Annotated in this window: 18 protein-coding genes and 1 riboswitch; of the genes, 16 read left to right on the top strand and 2 right to left on the bottom strand. The window is 49.0% G+C overall.

The window, feature by feature from the left end; all coding sequences use genetic code 11:
- The first annotated feature begins 292 nt into the window (after positions 1–292).
- Positions 293–682, top strand: a complete 390-nt coding sequence (locus AC3WT9_RS32705) for a hypothetical protein (RefSeq protein WP_341089002.1) — start codon at positions 293–295, stop codon at positions 680–682.
- A 100-nt stretch (positions 683–782) separates the two neighbouring features.
- Here the strand turns inward: AC3WT9_RS32705 and AC3WT9_RS32700 are convergent, their stop codons facing one another.
- The gene (locus AC3WT9_RS32700; RefSeq protein WP_076113617.1) at positions 783–1,307 is read right to left on the bottom strand and encodes a hypothetical protein; all 525 of its coding nucleotides are present in this window, start codon (positions 1,305–1,307) and stop codon (positions 783–785) included.
- Between the two features lie 210 nt (positions 1,308–1,517).
- On the opposite strand from AC3WT9_RS32700, the gene AC3WT9_RS32695 reads away from it, so the two are divergent.
- From AC3WT9_RS32695 to rsmI, 10 genes are all read left to right on the top strand, one after another.
- Positions 1,518–1,703: a sigma factor G inhibitor Gin gene (locus tag AC3WT9_RS32695; protein ID WP_038584317.1), complete on the top strand. Its 186-nt coding sequence runs from the start codon at positions 1,518–1,520 to the stop codon at positions 1,701–1,703.
- A gap of 216 nt (positions 1,704–1,919) precedes the next feature.
- Positions 1,920–3,581, top strand: a complete 1,662-nt coding sequence (locus tag AC3WT9_RS32690) for an aminotransferase class I/II-fold pyridoxal phosphate-dependent enzyme (protein WP_341376978.1) — start codon at positions 1,920–1,922, stop codon at positions 3,579–3,581.
- Positions 3,582–4,223: a dTMP kinase gene (tmk, locus tag AC3WT9_RS32685; RefSeq protein ID WP_341089005.1), complete on the top strand. Its 642-nt coding sequence runs from the start codon at positions 3,582–3,584 to the stop codon at positions 4,221–4,223.
- 101 nt (positions 4,224–4,324) lie between these two features.
- Positions 4,325–4,654 (top strand): cyclic di-AMP receptor DarA, encoded by a 330-nt coding sequence (gene darA, locus AC3WT9_RS32680; protein WP_038584327.1) that lies wholly within the window; start codon positions 4,325–4,327, stop codon positions 4,652–4,654.
- Positions 4,655–4,697: 43 nt separating this feature from the next.
- A complete protein-coding gene (locus tag AC3WT9_RS32675) occupies positions 4,698–5,141 on the top strand; it encodes a YaaR family protein (protein WP_341089007.1) in 444 nt (147 codons plus the stop codon).
- A 17-nt stretch (positions 5,142–5,158) separates the two neighbouring features.
- Complete coding sequence (gene holB / locus AC3WT9_RS32670) at positions 5,159–6,133, top strand: DNA polymerase III subunit delta' (RefSeq protein WP_341089008.1); 975 nt, start codon at positions 5,159–5,161, stop codon at positions 6,131–6,133.
- A gap of 139 nt (positions 6,134–6,272) precedes the next feature.
- Positions 6,273–7,073 (top strand): PSP1 domain-containing protein, encoded by an 801-nt coding sequence (locus tag AC3WT9_RS32665; protein ID WP_341089010.1) that lies wholly within the window; start codon positions 6,273–6,275, stop codon positions 7,071–7,073.
- A 30-nt stretch (positions 7,074–7,103) separates the two neighbouring features.
- The gene (yabA, locus tag AC3WT9_RS32660; protein WP_341089011.1) at positions 7,104–7,469 is read left to right on the top strand and encodes a DNA replication initiation control protein YabA; all 366 of its coding nucleotides are present in this window, start codon (positions 7,104–7,106) and stop codon (positions 7,467–7,469) included.
- 239 nt (positions 7,470–7,708) lie between these two features.
- The gene (locus AC3WT9_RS32655) at positions 7,709–8,482 is read left to right on the top strand and encodes a tRNA1(Val) (adenine(37)-N6)-methyltransferase (protein ID WP_341376979.1); all 774 of its coding nucleotides are present in this window, start codon (positions 7,709–7,711) and stop codon (positions 8,480–8,482) included.
- Positions 8,482–9,387 carry a 16S rRNA (cytidine(1402)-2'-O)-methyltransferase gene (gene rsmI / locus AC3WT9_RS32650; protein ID WP_038584344.1) on the top strand — a complete coding sequence of 302 codons (906 nt, stop codon included), beginning with the start codon at positions 8,482–8,484 and terminating at the stop codon, positions 9,385–9,387. Before AC3WT9_RS32655 ends, rsmI begins: the two co-directional genes overlap by 1 nt.
- A 557-nt stretch (positions 9,388–9,944) precedes the next feature.
- Here rsmI and AC3WT9_RS32645 read toward each other — a convergent pair.
- Positions 9,945–10,199 (bottom strand): AbrB/MazE/SpoVT family DNA-binding domain-containing protein, encoded by a 255-nt coding sequence (locus AC3WT9_RS32645; protein ID WP_019914502.1) that lies wholly within the window; start codon positions 10,197–10,199, stop codon positions 9,945–9,947.
- A gap of 305 nt (positions 10,200–10,504) precedes the next feature.
- On the opposite strand from AC3WT9_RS32645, the gene AC3WT9_RS32640 reads away from it, so the two are divergent.
- From AC3WT9_RS32640 to rsmA, 5 genes are all read left to right on the top strand, one after another.
- Positions 10,505–11,788 (top strand): HD domain-containing protein, encoded by a 1,284-nt coding sequence (locus AC3WT9_RS32640; protein ID WP_341089014.1) that lies wholly within the window; start codon positions 10,505–10,507, stop codon positions 11,786–11,788.
- A gap of 54 nt (positions 11,789–11,842) precedes the next feature.
- Positions 11,843–12,613, top strand: coding sequence for a TatD family hydrolase (locus AC3WT9_RS32635; RefSeq protein ID WP_341089016.1), 771 nt, complete (start codon positions 11,843–11,845; stop codon positions 12,611–12,613).
- Between the two features lie 198 nt (positions 12,614–12,811).
- Positions 12,812–13,039, top strand: a riboswitch (cyclic di-AMP (ydaO/yuaA leader).
- A gap of 290 nt (positions 13,040–13,329) precedes the next feature.
- Positions 13,330–14,490 (top strand): resuscitation-promoting factor, encoded by a 1,161-nt coding sequence (locus AC3WT9_RS32630; protein WP_341089017.1) that lies wholly within the window; start codon positions 13,330–13,332, stop codon positions 14,488–14,490.
- A gap of 152 nt (positions 14,491–14,642) precedes the next feature.
- Complete coding sequence (gene rnmV / locus AC3WT9_RS32625; RefSeq protein WP_341089019.1) at positions 14,643–15,194, top strand: ribonuclease M5; 552 nt, start codon at positions 14,643–14,645, stop codon at positions 15,192–15,194.
- Positions 15,191–16,075, top strand: a complete 885-nt coding sequence (rsmA, locus tag AC3WT9_RS32620; protein ID WP_341089021.1) for a 16S rRNA (adenine(1518)-N(6)/adenine(1519)-N(6))-dimethyltransferase RsmA — start codon at positions 15,191–15,193, stop codon at positions 16,073–16,075. Before rnmV ends, rsmA begins: the two co-directional genes overlap by 4 nt.
- The last annotated feature ends 50 nt before the right edge of the window (positions 16,076–16,125 follow it).

The raw sequence follows: 16,125 nt of genomic DNA, 5'->3' as shown, positions 1-16,125 counted from the left end.
CGAAGGGTCCTGGGAGAGTAGGACGCCGCCAAGCACACAAAGCCATTGTTGAGTTTCTCAACAGTGGCTTTTTTGTTATTTAGAGTGTAAGAGATAGGTATAGAGGAGCATATATTTATAAAACGCTTACAATGGAGTGACATTTTTGTTACCGAAGCCACAGCAGATCAAAGTATAATAGAAAAGTGCAAATATTAAGAAGAACCTTAATACGAATGAACTACTGATAAATTCTAAATTTGAATTTTCTTGCGTCTTTAGATGCATGGTAGAGGTAAGGAGGATTTAAGGTATGAAGCGAACCCGGCCCATGTGGATATTATTTATTGTTTCTATAGTTTGTGTAATGCTGGTTGGTTGCGGTACGAAAGAGCCTGCCTGGGATGCCTTTGAGGGTGCGCTTAACGAAAAAAGCTTTCCGGTACCTAAGGACGCCAGTTCTCCTGATCGGACCACTACCAATGTCGCTATGGATTATGTTCGTTATTCATTGCCCGGACTTAAAGAAAAGGATGGCGTAGCAGAGCCTTATTTGGAAGCCATCAAGGCTTGGGGATGGGAAGAACAACAGGATGATGACTCAGGAAGCTCGCGAGTCTTTGAAAAGGATGGACTCACAGTTCACCTAACGATCCATGATGACTATTTCGTTGTGATGATTCCGAAGGAGAAGAAAACATAGTTAAAGAGCTGGAGAGTAAATAAATAACCGCCGTCTATTAGGACGGCGGTTATTTATTGTAGTGTGAGCATTTCATAGCTGTATGTATGTGGCTTGTTGATTACTGAGAGTAATAAGAAACATCAGTGGATGTGAACTTAAGCATACCATTTTTCTCTTCACGATTTAGTCTCAGCAGCGTATAAAGACGGGGGAAGAGCACCCATAGATGACAGATGATCAAGGATACTGTAAATGCCGGCGGAGACCATACAATAAACAGCGCGGCGATGCACAGGCCGATCCAAAAGTTATGCATCTGCACTTTACGGAAGATACCATAGCTGATGTATTGATCAGGCATATAACCAAGCCATGGCAGGCGATAGGATAATCTCCACCGCTTGGCGATGGGATGCCCGGTAATGACCAGAACTGACCGCGAGATTACATATTGAATCCATATCACAACAGGTGCGGCAATAATCATGAACAGGATACTCCACCAGGAAAGGAACACTGTTTCCAGCACTACGAAAAAGAGGGGGAGCGCAATATATATCCGTAGCTTAACAGGCGTGAGATTAATCTTTTTGATAAGCTTGTATTGATAGAATGTGGCTGCGCCTTTGGTGTTAGGTTCCATAAAGAAAGGTTTGACCTCCTCACTTAGTTCTCATGTTACTAATATCGGCGAATGACAGCAATTTATTAAACTTCAGCATCAGGTTCACCTTTAGACAAATGACGGAATATATATATTATAAGCCTTGAAGGATAGGAAAAAACTATGAAAGGGTTTAAAATGATAGAAGGTGTAACATACTGTTCTTAAAAGAGTCAAGGTGGGATGGTAATGGAACAGCAACCCGGACAGCCCTGCATCATTTGCGGACAAGTGAAAGAGGAAGGTATTGTGATTGTCTCGCATTTCATTTGTGAGGATTGTGAGAGTGAAATGGTGCATACAGAGGCGGAAGATGCCAAATACCGTTTTTTTATTGGACGGATGAAGAAGATCGGATTGCAGAAGAACGCTTGAGCAGAACACAGGTATGGAATGAAGATGGGGTAAAAAGAGCAGGCGGTGGTTATGTGTCGCGTTGGCTGCATAAGAAGGCTTCAATATAACGGCTTCCCCGTCTTAAAGGGCGGGAGGAGCCGTTTTGTTGTTGTGAAGAGGCTTTTGTCCAGAATAATAGGCGTTTGCACATATTTGCGTTAAAATAGAAGGTAACCCCCAGGGAAGGAATAGATCATGAACAATTTACAGCCTGGCAGGGCACCTGTATACGAAATGTTGGAACAATATAGAGTAAAGGGTAATATATCTTATCATGTGCCGGGCCATAAGAATGGTGAGGCCTATAGCGGATTCGGGGGCGCAGGATATCTAAATGAGATCATGAAATACGATGTCACAGAGATTTCCGGAACAGATGACCTTCATCATCCTGAAGGGGTGATTAAGGAAGCACAGGAGCTGGCAGCGGACTGTTTTGGGGCGGAAGAGAGTTTTTTTCTCGTTGGCGGCAGCACTGCCGGTAATCTTGCCCTCATCCTGACGGTATGCCCCCAGCCGGGGATGACCATGATTCTGCAGCGCAATGTGCATAAATCGGTCATTCATGGACTAATGCTGGCAGGTGTCCAGGCAGTTTTTCTGGAGCCGCTGCTGGATACGGACAGCGGCCTTGCGGTCGCTCCTGCGGCTGAGACGGTGCAGGCTGCCTTGGCAGCCTACCCGGAAGCCGCAGCTGTGCTGGTCACCATGCCGAATTACTACGGCATGGGCAGCGACCTGGCGCCCCTCGCTCAGATCTGTCACGACAGCGGTGTTCCGCTGCTGGTTGACGAGGCGCATGGGGCGCACTACGGACAGAACCCCGAGCTGCCGGCCGGGGCGCTAATGTGCGGCGCGGACGGCGTAGTGCAGTCCACGCACAAGATGCTGCCCGCGCTCACCATGGGCGCCATGCTGCATGTGCAGGGCCCGCGGCTTGACCGCACCCTGCTTAGGCAGCGGCTCGCGATGGTGCAGAGCTCCAGCCCATCCTACCCCGTGATGGCTTCGCTCGATCTGGCCCGGCGGCTGGTGCACAGCCAGCGCGCAAATGCCTTCACGGCGGGGCTCGCCGCCGTAGACGTCCTGCGGCACGGCCTGGCGCAGCTGCCGCGTTATGGGCTGCTGCAGCCAGCGGTGCCGCTGCAGCCTTCCGGCGGTGCAGGCGCAGCCGCCGGCACGGGAACGCCGCCGCATAGCGGGGCGGCGTACAGCATGCAGGACCCCTTCAAGGCCGTCATTTATGACGCCGCCGGGGGCCTGGGGGGCTTCGAGCTGCAGCGCAGGCTCGAGGAGAAGGGCATCGTGCCGGAGATGAGCGATGCCCGGCACGTAGTGCTGGCCTTCAGCCTCGGCTCGAAGGCAGAAGATGCGGCAGCGCTGCTGTGCGCGCTGCAGGAGATTGATGCGGACATGCCATGCCCGGTGCCGCAGGCATCTGGGGCTGCTGCTGGTCCGGCATCTGCGGTTTTTAAGGCTGCTGCGGACCAAGCACCTGCAGCAGCCTTCACTGACAGTCAGGCAGAGGGAAGCATAACTCCTCACAACAATAATTCCACGTGGAACAATTTCCCCACGTCTCTGATTTCTGATCCGGTTCCGTTTTCATTGCAGCCGGTGCTTGAAAGTGAAACAGAAAGCGTCCGCTTAGAATATAGTATAGGAAGAGTGGCGGCAGAGATGGTTATTCCTTATCCGCCGGGCATTCCACTGCTATATCCGGGCGAAGCAATAACCGAAGCTATATGCAGCCGGCTGAGTGGTCTCAGTAAAGGCGGAGCCAAATTTCAGGCCTGCGCTGATCCGGTATTACAGCATATCAAGGTATACAACATTCAGAAGGGCGGAGAAGTATAAGTGGCACGAGAAGGTTTCTTCATTACTTTGGAGGGAGGCGATGGCTCGGGAAAAACAACAGTACTGGGCCGGGTGGCGGCATATTTGCAGAATCACTCCATGCCCTACCGGATTACGCGTGAACCCGGGGGGATTGAAATCGCCGAGAAGATCCGATCCATCATTCTGGATCCCGCCCATACTGCTATGGATGCCCGGACGGAAGCGCTGCTGTATGCAGCGGCAAGAAGCCAGCATCTGGCGGAAGTAGTTGAGCCTGCACTCAAGGACGGGATTACCGTTCTTTGTGACCGGTTCGTAGACAGCAGTCTCGTGTATCAGGGTTATGCGAGAGGACTTGGCATTGAAGAGGTCCGGAGCATTAACCGCTTTGCTATTGGGAACCGGATGCCGGATCTAACCTTTTATCTGGATGTGGACCCGCAGGTGGGGCTGTCACGGATCGCTGCCAATCAGGAACGGGAAGTGAACCGCCTTGATTTGGAAAACATGGCTTTTCACCAAAAGGTTCGTGAAGGGTATCAGCTCGTTATTGCATCAGATCCCCAGCGGATTGTTGTCCTTGATGCCAATCGTCCGATTCATATGGTTGAACAGGATATCGTTCGTACGCTGAAGGAGCGCATTTTAAAGGATTTTTAGCGCGCTTTGTCTAATATTACTTAGGTGTGAACTTATCACATCACCTTTGGAGAGGTAACACCCCAATGTATCGCCTACAAAACTTTTAGGAGGGAACGAAGATGAACTTAATCATCGCAATTATCCAGGATAAAGACAGTAACCGGTTGTCCAGTGAGCTGGTCAAGGCAAACTTCCGTGCAACCAAGCTGGCCAGTACAGGCGGATTTCTACGCGCAGGGAATACCACATTTATGATTGGTGTAGACGATACTCAGGTAGATGCTGTACTTAGTGTTATCCGAAATAGCTGCAAGGTGCGTGAGCAGCTTGTTACTCCGGTAACTCCTATGAGCGGTACGACGGATTCATATTTACCACTTCCTGTAGAGGTACAGGTAGGCGGAGCAACAGTATTCGTGCTTCCTGTTGATCGTTTTGAGCATTATTGAGCATAATACCGGTGCAATCCCATGATAAGGACGGTAGATACCTTTGAAAATCAATCCGGGCTACAGGCCCCTAAAAAGCGAGCTGCCGACTAACGAAGAAGGTAGAAGGCCCGTTCAGCAAAAATCATTCACTGATGTATTCCATCAGCAGGGTGAACAGAAAACGATAGATGAGCTTAACCGCCAGATTAAAGATATCCAGCAGCAGGGCGATCGGCTATCCAAATCCATGACGGTCCGCGAGCTGGCGATTTACCGCAATATGATCAAAAAGTTTCTGGAGGAGACTGCGCGCCGCGGAGTCATTCTGAAGGATACGAAGGGCTGGGACCGTCGCGGCAGGAGTAAAAGGTATAAACTGCTGGAGGAGATCGATGCCGCGCTGCTGAACTTGGCGGATGACTTGCTGGAAAGTGAGCATGGCCGTATTGATCTGCTGGGACGGGTTGGAGAGATCCGCGGAATGCTGATTAATCTTGCTTTTTAAAAGAGTTGGAGGAATTTATGCCTTTTCATGATATATTAGGCCAGGAGGATGCCAAACGCCTGCTGCAAAATGCATTGCGCAAAGAAGCGGTCAGTCATGCCTATCTGTTCACCGGACCTTCCGGGAGCGGACAAATGAAGACAGCACTGATGTTCGCGCAAGCCATATTTTGCACCGTACTCCAGGACGATGCCTGTGGTGAATGCCTGGAATGCCGCAAGGTTGAGCATGGCAACCATCCGGATTTAACCCTGCTGAAGCCCGAAGGGGCAAGTCTTAAGATCGATCAGATCCGTGAGCTGCAGCGTGTTTTTTCTTACCGATCGGAAGGAATTAACCCGAAGGTTTATATTATAGAAGGAGCGGATAAAATGACGGTGCAAGCCGCCAACAGTCTGCTCAAATTTTTGGAGGAGCCACCTGCTCCGGCAGTAGGCATTTTAATCTCCGATAATAGCAGTTCCCTGCTACCAACGATTCAGTCAAGGACTCAGCGTATTCCGTTTAGCCCGCTGCATCCGGATATTATGCTCCAGGCGTTATCCGGCGAGGGGGTTCCTGTGCCGCTAGCCCGGTGTGCAGTATCGCTGACTTCAGGTCTTGATGGCTGCAGGGAACTTTTGGCACAGAATTGGTTTGCAGAAATGAGAAATCTAGTGTTACAATTAGCTAAGGAGTCTTTGGGCAAAGGCAGCACTGCGGTAGCAACCGTAGGGCAGAAGCTGTTCAAGGCCGGGCTCGGTGAACATTTGGATATTCTTTTCAGCATGTTCCATCTTTGGTTTAAAGATATGCTTTACTTCCTGTACCGAAGACACGAAAGCATCGTTTTCATAGATCAGTTAGACTTTATTTCCAGACATGCCCGTCAGCGGAGTACGGAACAATGGGTGGCTTATATGGAATTCGCGGCGGAGAGCAAGCGGAGGCTCCGGTCCAATGCCAATGCCCAACTGTGTCTGGAGCAGTTCTTAATCCGACTGGAAAGTTAAAGGGTTAGTTATGATATATCCTCTATATGTCGCTTCAGCCTGGAAGTATGGGTTTAACGGATAAGGAAGGACAAGCATGGATCATCAGAGAGCGGACTTGCTTAAGGGTTCCTTTACCGGCAAACAAGGGGGTTAATTTTTGTACAGCGTAGTAGGTGTCCGCTTCAAAAAAGCGGGTAAAATATATTATTTTGATCCGCTTGATTTCCCGATTGAACGCGATCAATGCGTTATTGTTGAGACGGCAAGAGGGGTTGAATACGGTAGAGTTGTCGTTGGCAAAAAAGAGGTGCAGGAAGCGGATGTTGTATTGCCTCTCAAGAAGGTCATGCGTATTGCCGGAGAAACCGACGCACGTGTGGTTGAAGAGAACAAAGGTGCAGCCAAGGAAGCTTTTACCACCTGTTTAAATAAAATTCGCGATCATGGGCTCAAAATGAAGCTAGTGGATGTGGAGTTCACGTTTGACCGCAATAAGATTATTTTTTATTTCACTGCCGAGGGACGCGTCGATTTCCGCGAATTGGTCAAGGACCTGGCAAGTATTTTCCGTACCCGGATCGAGCTGCGGCAGATTGGTGTGCGTGATGAGGCTAAGATGCTGGGTGGTCTGGGGCCTTGCGGACGAGTATTGTGCTGCTCCTCCTGGCTTGGAGATTTCGAGCCGGTGTCGATCAAGATGGCTAAGGATCAGAACCTTTCGCTTAATCCGACAAAGATCTCGGGTTTGTGCGGACGGCTGATGTGTTGCCTGAAGTTTGAGCATGATAATTACGAAAGCACGAAGGAAGAAATGCCGGCGGTAGGCAAGATTGTCGTAACCTCACTCGGTGACGGCAAGGTGGTAGGAATTAATGCCGGAACCCGCACGGTTCATGTACAGCTGTTTGAAGTGGGCAAAGTTAAGGAACTTCCAATGGATGATGTTGTCGTCAAGTAAACCATATAAGGTTACTTTCGGGGTGGAAACTTGGAGAAGATAAATATATTTGCACACATGCAGGAGATGGAAGCGCAGATGGAAAGCATGCGCGCAAGTCTCGGAGATTGGAAACAGACGGTTAAGGAACTGATGGAAGCCAATCAAAGGCTTAGTCTGGAGAATGAACAGCTCCGCAAAATATTGAAGAGGGACGCACCTTTGGACCCTGCCGTTGATACTGCGGAGGCGGAAGCTCTTTTGGCCGCCAGAGAGGGAACAGAAGAGGTAGTTGGGGAAGGTTATGACAATCTGGCCCGGCTGTATCATGAAGGCTTTCACATCTGCAATGTCTATTTCGGCCATTTGCGCACAGAAGGTGATTGTCTGTTCTGTCTTTCTTTTCTTAATAAATGAGGATATCCAGCCGTAGGAGATTTACGCCTACGGTTTTTTTTGAATTTAAGGGCGTAGACTGATGAAAGAAAGGCACAGGCTCAGGCAAAACTAAGCGTATGCTTCCGAAGCGAGTTTTGTTTCGCAGGATTTCATTGAAGTATATGCTCAGGCAAAACTAAGTCTATGCTTACGAAGCGAATTTTGTTTCGAAGAATTTCATTGAAGCATAGGCTCAACAAAACTTTTAGGAGATTACAATGACGAATTTTTCTAACGAAATACCTGTTCCTCTACTGCTGCCAACAGAGCGGGTGGATGATTTATTGACTCATGATCTGCGGATTATTCAGAGTGATGAAGTGTTCAGCTTCTCAATGGATGCCGTACTGCTGGCCCGGTTTGCGGGTATACCGCCACGCGGCAGAGTACTTGATCTTTGTACTGGCAATGGAGTTATTCCGATACTGCTCACTACACGAACCAAAGCTTCTATAGAAGGTATTGAAATTCAGCCGCGTCTGGCGGATATGGCACGCCGTAGTGTAGCCTTAAATGGACTGCAGGAGCGGATTAAGATACAAGAAGGGGATTTACGCGAACTGCATAATGAGGCTGGATACGGTGTATACGATGCGATTACCGTTAATCCGCCGTACATGCCGCTTAACGGAAGCGATCTCAAGTTGAATACACATCAGGCGATGGCCCGCCATGAGCTTGGCTGCACGCTGGAAGAGGTGATTCAGGCATGTGTAAGACTGGTTCGCACCGGAGGCAAGGTAAGTATGGTACACAAGCCACAGCGTCTGGTAGATATTATCAGCCTGATGAGACAAAACAGACTGGAGCCGAAGCTGATTCGTTTCGTGCATCCAAGAGCACATTTGGAAGCCAATATGGTATTGATTGAAGCTGCACGCGATGGAAAGCCTGAGGTGCGTTTACAACCGCCGCTGATCGTATATAATGAGGACAATCAATACTGTCCAGAAATTATGGATATTTATTATGGAAACAAAGAGGGTAAATGATGACTATAACATGCCAAAGCAGCTTTCAAAACAACAATGATGGAATTAAACCGCCAGGATGCGGTTGTCTTTATCTGGTCGCTACGCCAATCGGCAATCTGGAGGATATGACTTACCGTGCAGTCCGCACTTTAAAAGAATGTGATATTATTGCCGCCGAGGATACAAGACAGACGCGTAAGTTACTGAGCCATTTTGAAATTACGCCTTCCATGCTGTTCAGCTATCATGAGCATAATAAGGCTGCCAGTGGACCGGAACTGATCCGCTATATAATAGAAGGTAAAAATTTGGCGCTTGTCAGCGACGCCGGTCTGCCGGCAATTTCCGACCCTGGAGCAGATCTTGTAGCATTGGCTGTCAGCCACCATATTCCGGTCATTCCAATTCCCGGAGCTAACGCGGCTTTGTCAGCTTTGATTGCCTCCGGCTTGCCGACTACAAGCTTTACCTTTGTCGGGTTCCTGCCCAGGGAGCGTAAGGATATCCGTAGTGTATTATCCGCTGTTCGTTCTGTGCAGGGGACTTTGCTGTTTTATGAATCTCCGCACCGGGTAGCCAAAACCTTGGTTCATCTGCAGGAGGCATTCGGCAACCGCCGGGTGGTGCTGGCCCGTGAACTGACGAAGCGTTATGAGGAGTTTCTGCGCGGCACGATTGAGGAATGTTCTGCTTGGCTGGCCGAACATCCGCCGCTTGGCGAATATGTAATCGTGGTTGAAGGGGAAAGCAAAGAAGAGGCTGAGATTGCTGAATCCTCCTGGTGGCGTGAGCTCAGCATTGAGCTGCATGTCGCTCACTATGAAAACGCAGGAATGGCACGGAAGGAAGCTATGAAAAAAGCCGCCGCAGACCGTGGCTTGGCCAAACGCGATATTTACAATGCATTGTTGGACAGGGAGTAAAGGGCGTTTGCCTCCGTAAGCGATTCCCGCAGGGAGAGCGGGCAAAAGCAGAAAAAGCAGCTCACCAGCCAGCAGCCAGTAACCGCTAAAGTCACTGGCCCGTGCCACCGTAAAGCGATTCCCGTAGGGAGAGCGGGCAAAAGCAGAAAAAGCAGCTCACCAGCCAGCAGCCAGTAACCGCTAAAGTCACTGGCCCGTGCTACCGTAAAGCGATTCCCGCAGGGAGAGCGGCTTTATCGCCCAACCGTTGCAGGGCAGCGCCTTCGCGCAGCCGCCATAGGCGCACGGCCTATGGCGAAATCCCTCGGATGGCAAGGCCCTGAGGGCGTGCCCGAAAGAGGGCCGGTCCACCGTCACAGTTACTCCTTTACGCGCGGCCACAAATTAGACAAGCTTCCGGGTGTCCAGAGGGCCGGGGCCCTTGGGGCCCTCCCTGTAGGGAGGGTTTGGGAGGGTAAAAAAGCATAAAAAATACCTCCCGCATCAACGGGAGGCCAAGGAGATATAAAAAGGTTAGAATTAACAATTTGATTAGTTCCTATTATAACCTATTTGTTCTAGTTTGTCACAGGGGTAGGGATAGCAGAAATGCATTCATGACAAACTATTTTTCCTTTGAAATAGGTTACATTCTCAGCATTGCCGCAGAAAATGCAAGCTGGCTCGTATTTTTTAAGCATGATCCGCTCACCGTCCACGTAAATTTCGAGCGCATCTTTTTCTCCAATGCCCAGGGTACGGCGCAATTCGATCGGAATAACAACCCGTCCAAGCTCATCTACTTTTCTTACAATTCCTGTTGATTTCATCATTACAATCGTTGCTCCTCTCAATGTTCAAAAGCGTCATTATTCGACATTGTTCACCGTTTTATGATATTTATAATACCAACCATTCCCAAAACAGTCAACCTTTTTTGAGGCTAATTTTAAGGAATTTTTTAATAAAACTTTTATATCGCCTACATTACACATAAATTCATACAAATGCAGATAAAATTAAATTGTCGATTTGTAAAACGATAAAATGACACAATTCGACAAAGTGCGACATAATTCATTATTATACTACCTATTACCTCTTATTTCTAATTATATTATTCGAAGGAGTTGAACACATGAAGCAACCGCTGACAGAAGAGAAGGTTTTCAAAGATCCGGTTCACAACTATATTCACGTGCAGGACACAATTATCTGGCGATTGATCAATACCAAGGAATTTCAGCGTCTGCGGCGCATCCGTCAGCTTGGCACCTCCTATCTAACCTTTCACGGTGCAGAGCATAGCCGATTTTCACACTCCCTGGGTGTCTACGAAATTACACGCCGTATCATTTCGCAGTTCGAGCGAAGCGGGTATAAGGATTGGATGCCGGAGGAGAGCCTGCTTACTCTATGTGCAGCGCTGCTGCATGATTTGGGGCATGGCCCGTTCTCCCATTCTATAGAAGAAGCCTTTGAAATGAACCATGAAGACTGGACCTGCCGGATCATTCTGGAGGACACGGAGATCACCGCGATTCTGCGGGATGTGGCAGAGGATTTTCCCGGCAAGGTAGCATCGGTAATCTCCAAAACTTATGAGCATGAAATTGTAGTCAACTTGGTTTCCGGCCCTCTGGATGCTGATCGCATGGATTATCTGCTCCGCGATGCATACTACACGGGAGTAAACTATGGGACGATTGATATTGACAGGATTCTAAGAATGCTGCGCCCATACCATGGAAGGGTAGTGGTTAAGGAGTCAGGGATGCACGCCATCGAGGATTACTTAATGTCGCGCTATCAAATGTACTGGCAGGTATATTTCCACCCGGTCACACGCAGTTCCGAAATTATTTTGCGGCAAATTTTCCGCAGAGCCAAAGAACTGTACCAGAGCGGTTATGAATTCCGGTTCATGATTGATCCTTTAGGTGATTTGTTCCGCGGAGAGGTCACGGTGGAGCAATATCTGCTGCTAGACGAAGCTATGATCCAGACCGCCTTCATGCAGTGGACTTTGGAGAAGGATGAGTTGTTAAGCGACTTGTGCAGCCGGTTTATTCATCGTAAACTGTATAAATATGTAGAGATGGAGAACCTTGATTCCGAGACGATTGACGAAATACGTCGCAGCTTTGCCGTGGCAGGGCTAGATGCCGATTATGATCTGGAAATTGATTTTCCAACAGATTTGCCCTATGATGTGTTTCGTCCGGGACAAGGCTTTGACAGCAAGCAGATTCTGCTGCTTGACCGCCATGACAAACTGAGGGAGATCTCTGAAGTTTCAGATATCGTACGCTCCATCAGCGGAATTCACCGCGGCCGTTATCACCTGTATTTTCCACAGGATAAGCTGCAGAAAGCCCTTCCAATGCTGCCTACTTCAATCGCAGAAATCTTTGCAAAGTAATCCAAAAATACTTGGAATTCATCATAGAAATTATGACAGAAAAGGGGATGTAACATGCAATTGTTCGACACGCACACCCATCTGGATGCTCCGCAATTCGACGAGGACCGCGAAAGGGTAATCGCCAATGCGCTCGAGGCAGGAGTTACCAAAATGATTAATATTGGCTTTAACAGGGAAACAATCCCAACGACCATGAAGCTTGCTGAAACCTATGACTATATTTATGCAGCCGTCGGCTGGCATCCGCAGGATGCCATAGACATGAGGGACGGTGATCTCGAGTGGATCGCCTCACTGTGCAGTCATAAAAAAGTAGTCGCCATCGGAGAAATTGGGTTGGATTACTATTGGGACACCTCTCCCAAAGAGGTACAGCATGAAGTGTTCCGCAAACAAATCGGACTAGCCCGTGAACTGAAAATGCCGATTTGTATTCATAACCGTGATGCTCATGAAGATGTGGTGCGTATTCTCCGTGAAGAGAAGGCTGATGAAATAGGCGGAGTGATGCACTCCTTCTCCGGAAGCTGGGAAATAGCCAAAATGTGCCTGGATTTAGGCTTTCACCTGTCCTTCGGCGGCCCGATTACATTCAAGAACGCCAGAGTGCCAAAAGAGGTGCTGGCCCAGACTCCGATGGACCGGCTGCTGATTGAAACGGACTCGCCTTATTTGACACCGCACCCTTTCCGGGGCAAGCGAAATGAGAGCGCACATGTGAGATTAGTAGCAGAGGCTGCCGCGGAAATAAAAGGGATTGATTTACAGGAATTGGCGGAAATTACGTATGCGAACGCACTGGAACGATTTGGAATTGTCTGAAATCGGGAGTAAAAGCGGTGAAAAATGAAGTATAGCCGATATATTAAACTTTTTTAATTTAAAAACGGCTGAATATTACAATATTTTAATCATTTTTTTGCGTAAACGTGGTTGAATCGTCCTTTACAACATGCATCAAAACAGGATATCATCTTTTCAGTGCAGTGAGCTGTTGTTACTGTGACAGTCACTGAATCATGGATCGTCTCGCTGAGTCTCCGTATGGAGAACGGGGGAACCAATAATGCCTGCCGCATGTCCGTACATAGAGTACAACACAGAAATGCCGCAGAATTTATTTGATTTCTTCACGTGGTCTTTGGGGTGAATTTGAGGGCAACCGCCGTGAGCGGGTGACCTAAGATAGGGCGTCTCTCTTATGCCCGAACCCGACAGCTAACCCCGTAAGCGCAAGTAAGAGAGGAAACCTCGTGCATAAACATTCCCGCGTATTCTGACATCCGGAGAAGCCACGAAAGAGTCCTCTGTGAACTCTTTTTTGGGCTTTTTTTGTTTTGAATAATGCGAATGTTCCCAGCATACTGTTATATAACAGGTATCTGGAGTAATTATGCCGGGCAGGCGATCCATGAGCAGGAAACGCTAAAGCAATGCGGGCGTATCCTGTTGCAATCTCAAACCTAGTTTCGTCAGCAATCATTCAGTCACCTTGATATACAACTTGACGACGGGGCTATGTAAGGAGGATGGAGAGAGTGGGCGTATTCCAACCAGAAGTATCCCATGATTCGCAATCATCCAGCAGGTCTTTCGCATTACGGTGGAAGCAAGTGAATCCTCGCTTACTTTCGCTTGCAGGTGCGGTATCAATCGTTATCGCGCTGCTCATTCTGCTGTACGTACACGGTCAGAGCAAGAAAGAGATATTTTTAGTAATAGACGGGAAAGTACAGACGCTGGAAACGCGCGAAGCGCTGCTCAGTGATGTGCTGGCTAAGGAACAAATTTCGCTGCAGCCGCATGATGAATTATCTATTGGCCTTAGTGATGAGATACAGGACGGCGACCGTGTCGTGATCAATCGTGCACAGAAGTTTAGTCTCACTGCGGATGGAGCAACAAAAACAATGTACACCACCGAAGACACTATCGGTGACGCCATTAGCAAACTGGGTTTAAGCCTGGAGAGCAGTGACAAAATATACCCTTCGCTTGACACCACAGTATCGGCCGGCATGGAAATTAAAATTGTCCGCATCAACAAGCAAATTGTAGAGCGGAAGCATAATTTGCCATTCCAGGTCATTAAGACCTCAGATCCTTCCCTGAACAAGGGGACCGTAAAAGTGGCACAGTTAGGCGCACCAGGCGTCATGGTCCAGCATATCGAGAAGGTCTACCAAGATGGAGAACTGGTCTCTATGCGCATGATTGGCAAGGAAGTACAGACGGTTACCAAACATAAAATTGTTTATGTTGGTACGAAGCCCCTGCCAAAGCCCGTTGTAGCTGCTGTGACAACTTCCAAAAAAAGTACGGCATCCAAAACAACCAAAGTTTCCGCAAAAAGCAGTAACGTCGTGCACAAGGCAGGCGTAGATTTCCAATACAAGAAGATGATCAAAAATGTGTCGATGACAGCCTATTCTTCGGAAGAGCCAGGCATTGGGACCCGCACGGCTTCTGGCACACGCGTAACAGAAGGCCGGACAATAGCTGTGGACCCGAATGTAATTCCTATCGGCTGGTGGGTGTACATTGAGGGATTAGGGTTTCGCCGAGCAGAGGATACCGGCGGTGCCATCAAAGGCAACAAGTTAGATGTTTATTACGATTCACTGAGCCATGCCCGTAATTTCGGCCGCAAGTCCCGGACTATTTATGTGATCGGTCCAGTGAAGCCGGAGTTGAATTAACGTGGTCCGCTTTTGCAAATTAACGGTTTATAAGCTATAGTGAGGGTAGCACTGACAGAACGGGCTGCCGCTCATCACTTATACATTCTTTAGCCAAAAAGAAGGGGAGCGAATCCTCTTCTTTTTGTGTTTTACAGGAAGGAGCAACGTGTATGATTAAGGAATTAATTGTGGTGGAAGGCAAGAGTGATACGGTTGCCGTCAAGCGGGCGGTGGAGGCCGATACGATAGAGACTGGCGGTTCAGCGGTAGACCGCAAGGTTATCGCCAAGATAGCGCTGGCAATGGAACGCAGAGGCGTGATCATCCTTACGGATCCCGATCATGCCGGCGAACGCATCCGCAAGATTGTTTCCTCCAAGGTGCCAGGCTGCAAGCATGCATTCATCCCGGAGAAGGATGCCACACGCAAGGGGGATATCGGTGTTGAGAATGCATCACCGGAAGCGATCCGTCATGCGCTGCAGCATGTACATACCTCCTTTGAGGGGGCCCCTGCCCTTATTGGGCTGGAGGATCTTATGGAGGCGGGCATGCTGGTGCATTCGCGAGCGGCTGAGCGCAGGATGGCGCTTGGCAACGTGCTTGGCATCGGGTATTGTAACGGCAAACAGCTATACAAGCGGCTGGCTATGTTTGGCATCACGCGGGAAGAATTCTCCGGAGCTCTCGCACAAATTGATCAGGGAGGCATTACCTCATGAGTGGCAATAACAAGATCTCATCGCCAGTACGGACCAAAGAAATTATTCAGCGCTACGGTTTTTCGTTCAAAAAAAGTCTGGGACAGAACTTTCTGATCGACCAGAATATCCTTGATAAAATAGTGGACGCAGCAGAATTAACTGACTCTGCGGGCGCCCTGGAGATTGGTCCGGGTATCGGAGCACTTACTGAACGGCTGGCCATGGCTGCGGGTGCGGTGACTGCTGTAGAGATCGACCGCAGACTGATTCCGATTCTGCGGGATGTACTGTCTCCGTACCCGCATGTCAAAATTCGCAATGATGATGTGCTGAAGGTAAACCTCCAGGAACTGTTCACAGAGGATTTTGCAACCGTCGACAAAGTAAGTGTGGTTGCCAACCTGCCGTATTATGTGACAACTCCTATACTGATGAAACTGCTGGAAGAGAAACTTCCGCTGGATAATATCGTGGTAATGATCCAGAAGGAGGTTGCTGAGCGTATGGCGGCTTCTCCGGGCGGCAAAGAATATGGAAGCCTCAGCATAGCCGTGCAGTACTACAGTGAGCCTGAGCTGGTCTGTATTGTGCCGCGTACGGTCTTCATCCCGCAGCCGAATGTGGAATCTGCTGTAATCCGGCTGAAGGTCAGAGAACGTCCTCCGGTGGATGTAGCTGATGAGAAGCATTTCTTTGAGGTGGTCCAGGCTTCCTTCACCCAGCGGCGTAAGACAATAGCAAACAATCTCAAGGCCCGCTTCTTCCCTGGAGAAGGCCGTGAACGCCTGGAGGCGCTGCTGGCTGAGGCTGGCATAGAGCCAACCCGCCGCGGGGAGACGCTGAGCCTTGCGGAGTACGCCCGGCTTAGCGCTGTGCTGCTGGCGGCAGGAATCGCCTAGAGTATGCAGCGTGAAACATCGCGCTTTATCTTTTGAAAATGCGGCTGTTG

The organism is Paenibacillus sp. EB106-06-01-XG199 (assembly GCF_058791575.1).
This window is presented reverse-complemented; position numbering and strand designations above follow the sequence as displayed.

Bases quoted from the DNA above. Each gene is read 5' to 3' on its own strand.
- AC3WT9_RS32705 (WP_341089002.1), top strand. From the start codon at position 293: ATGAAGCGAACCCGGCCCATGTGGATATTATTTATTGTTTCTATAGTT.
- AC3WT9_RS32700 (WP_076113617.1), bottom strand. From the start codon at position 1,307: ATGGAACCTAACACCAAAGGCGCAGCCACATTCTATCAATACAAGCTT.
- AC3WT9_RS32695 (WP_038584317.1), top strand. From the start codon at position 1,518: ATGGAACAGCAACCCGGACAGCCCTGCATCATTTGCGGACAAGTGAAA.
- AC3WT9_RS32690 (WP_341376978.1), top strand. From the start codon at position 1,920: ATGAACAATTTACAGCCTGGCAGGGCACCTGTATACGAAATGTTGGAA.
- darA (WP_038584327.1), top strand. From the start codon at position 4,325: ATGAACTTAATCATCGCAATTATCCAGGATAAAGACAGTAACCGGTTG.
- holB (WP_341089008.1), top strand. From the start codon at position 5,159: ATGCCTTTTCATGATATATTAGGCCAGGAGGATGCCAAACGCCTGCTG.
- AC3WT9_RS32655 (WP_341376979.1), top strand. From the start codon at position 7,709: ATGACGAATTTTTCTAACGAAATACCTGTTCCTCTACTGCTGCCAACA.
- rsmI (WP_038584344.1), top strand. From the start codon at position 8,482: ATGACTATAACATGCCAAAGCAGCTTTCAAAACAACAATGATGGAATT.
- AC3WT9_RS32645 (WP_019914502.1), bottom strand. From the start codon at position 10,199: ATGATGAAATCAACAGGAATTGTAAGAAAAGTAGATGAGCTTGGACGG.
- AC3WT9_RS32640 (WP_341089014.1), top strand. From the start codon at position 10,505: ATGAAGCAACCGCTGACAGAAGAGAAGGTTTTCAAAGATCCGGTTCAC.
- AC3WT9_RS32635 (WP_341089016.1), top strand. From the start codon at position 11,843: ATGCAATTGTTCGACACGCACACCCATCTGGATGCTCCGCAATTCGAC.
- rnmV (WP_341089019.1), top strand. From the start codon at position 14,643: ATGATTAAGGAATTAATTGTGGTGGAAGGCAAGAGTGATACGGTTGCC.
- rsmA (WP_341089021.1), top strand. From the start codon at position 15,191: ATGAGTGGCAATAACAAGATCTCATCGCCAGTACGGACCAAAGAAATT.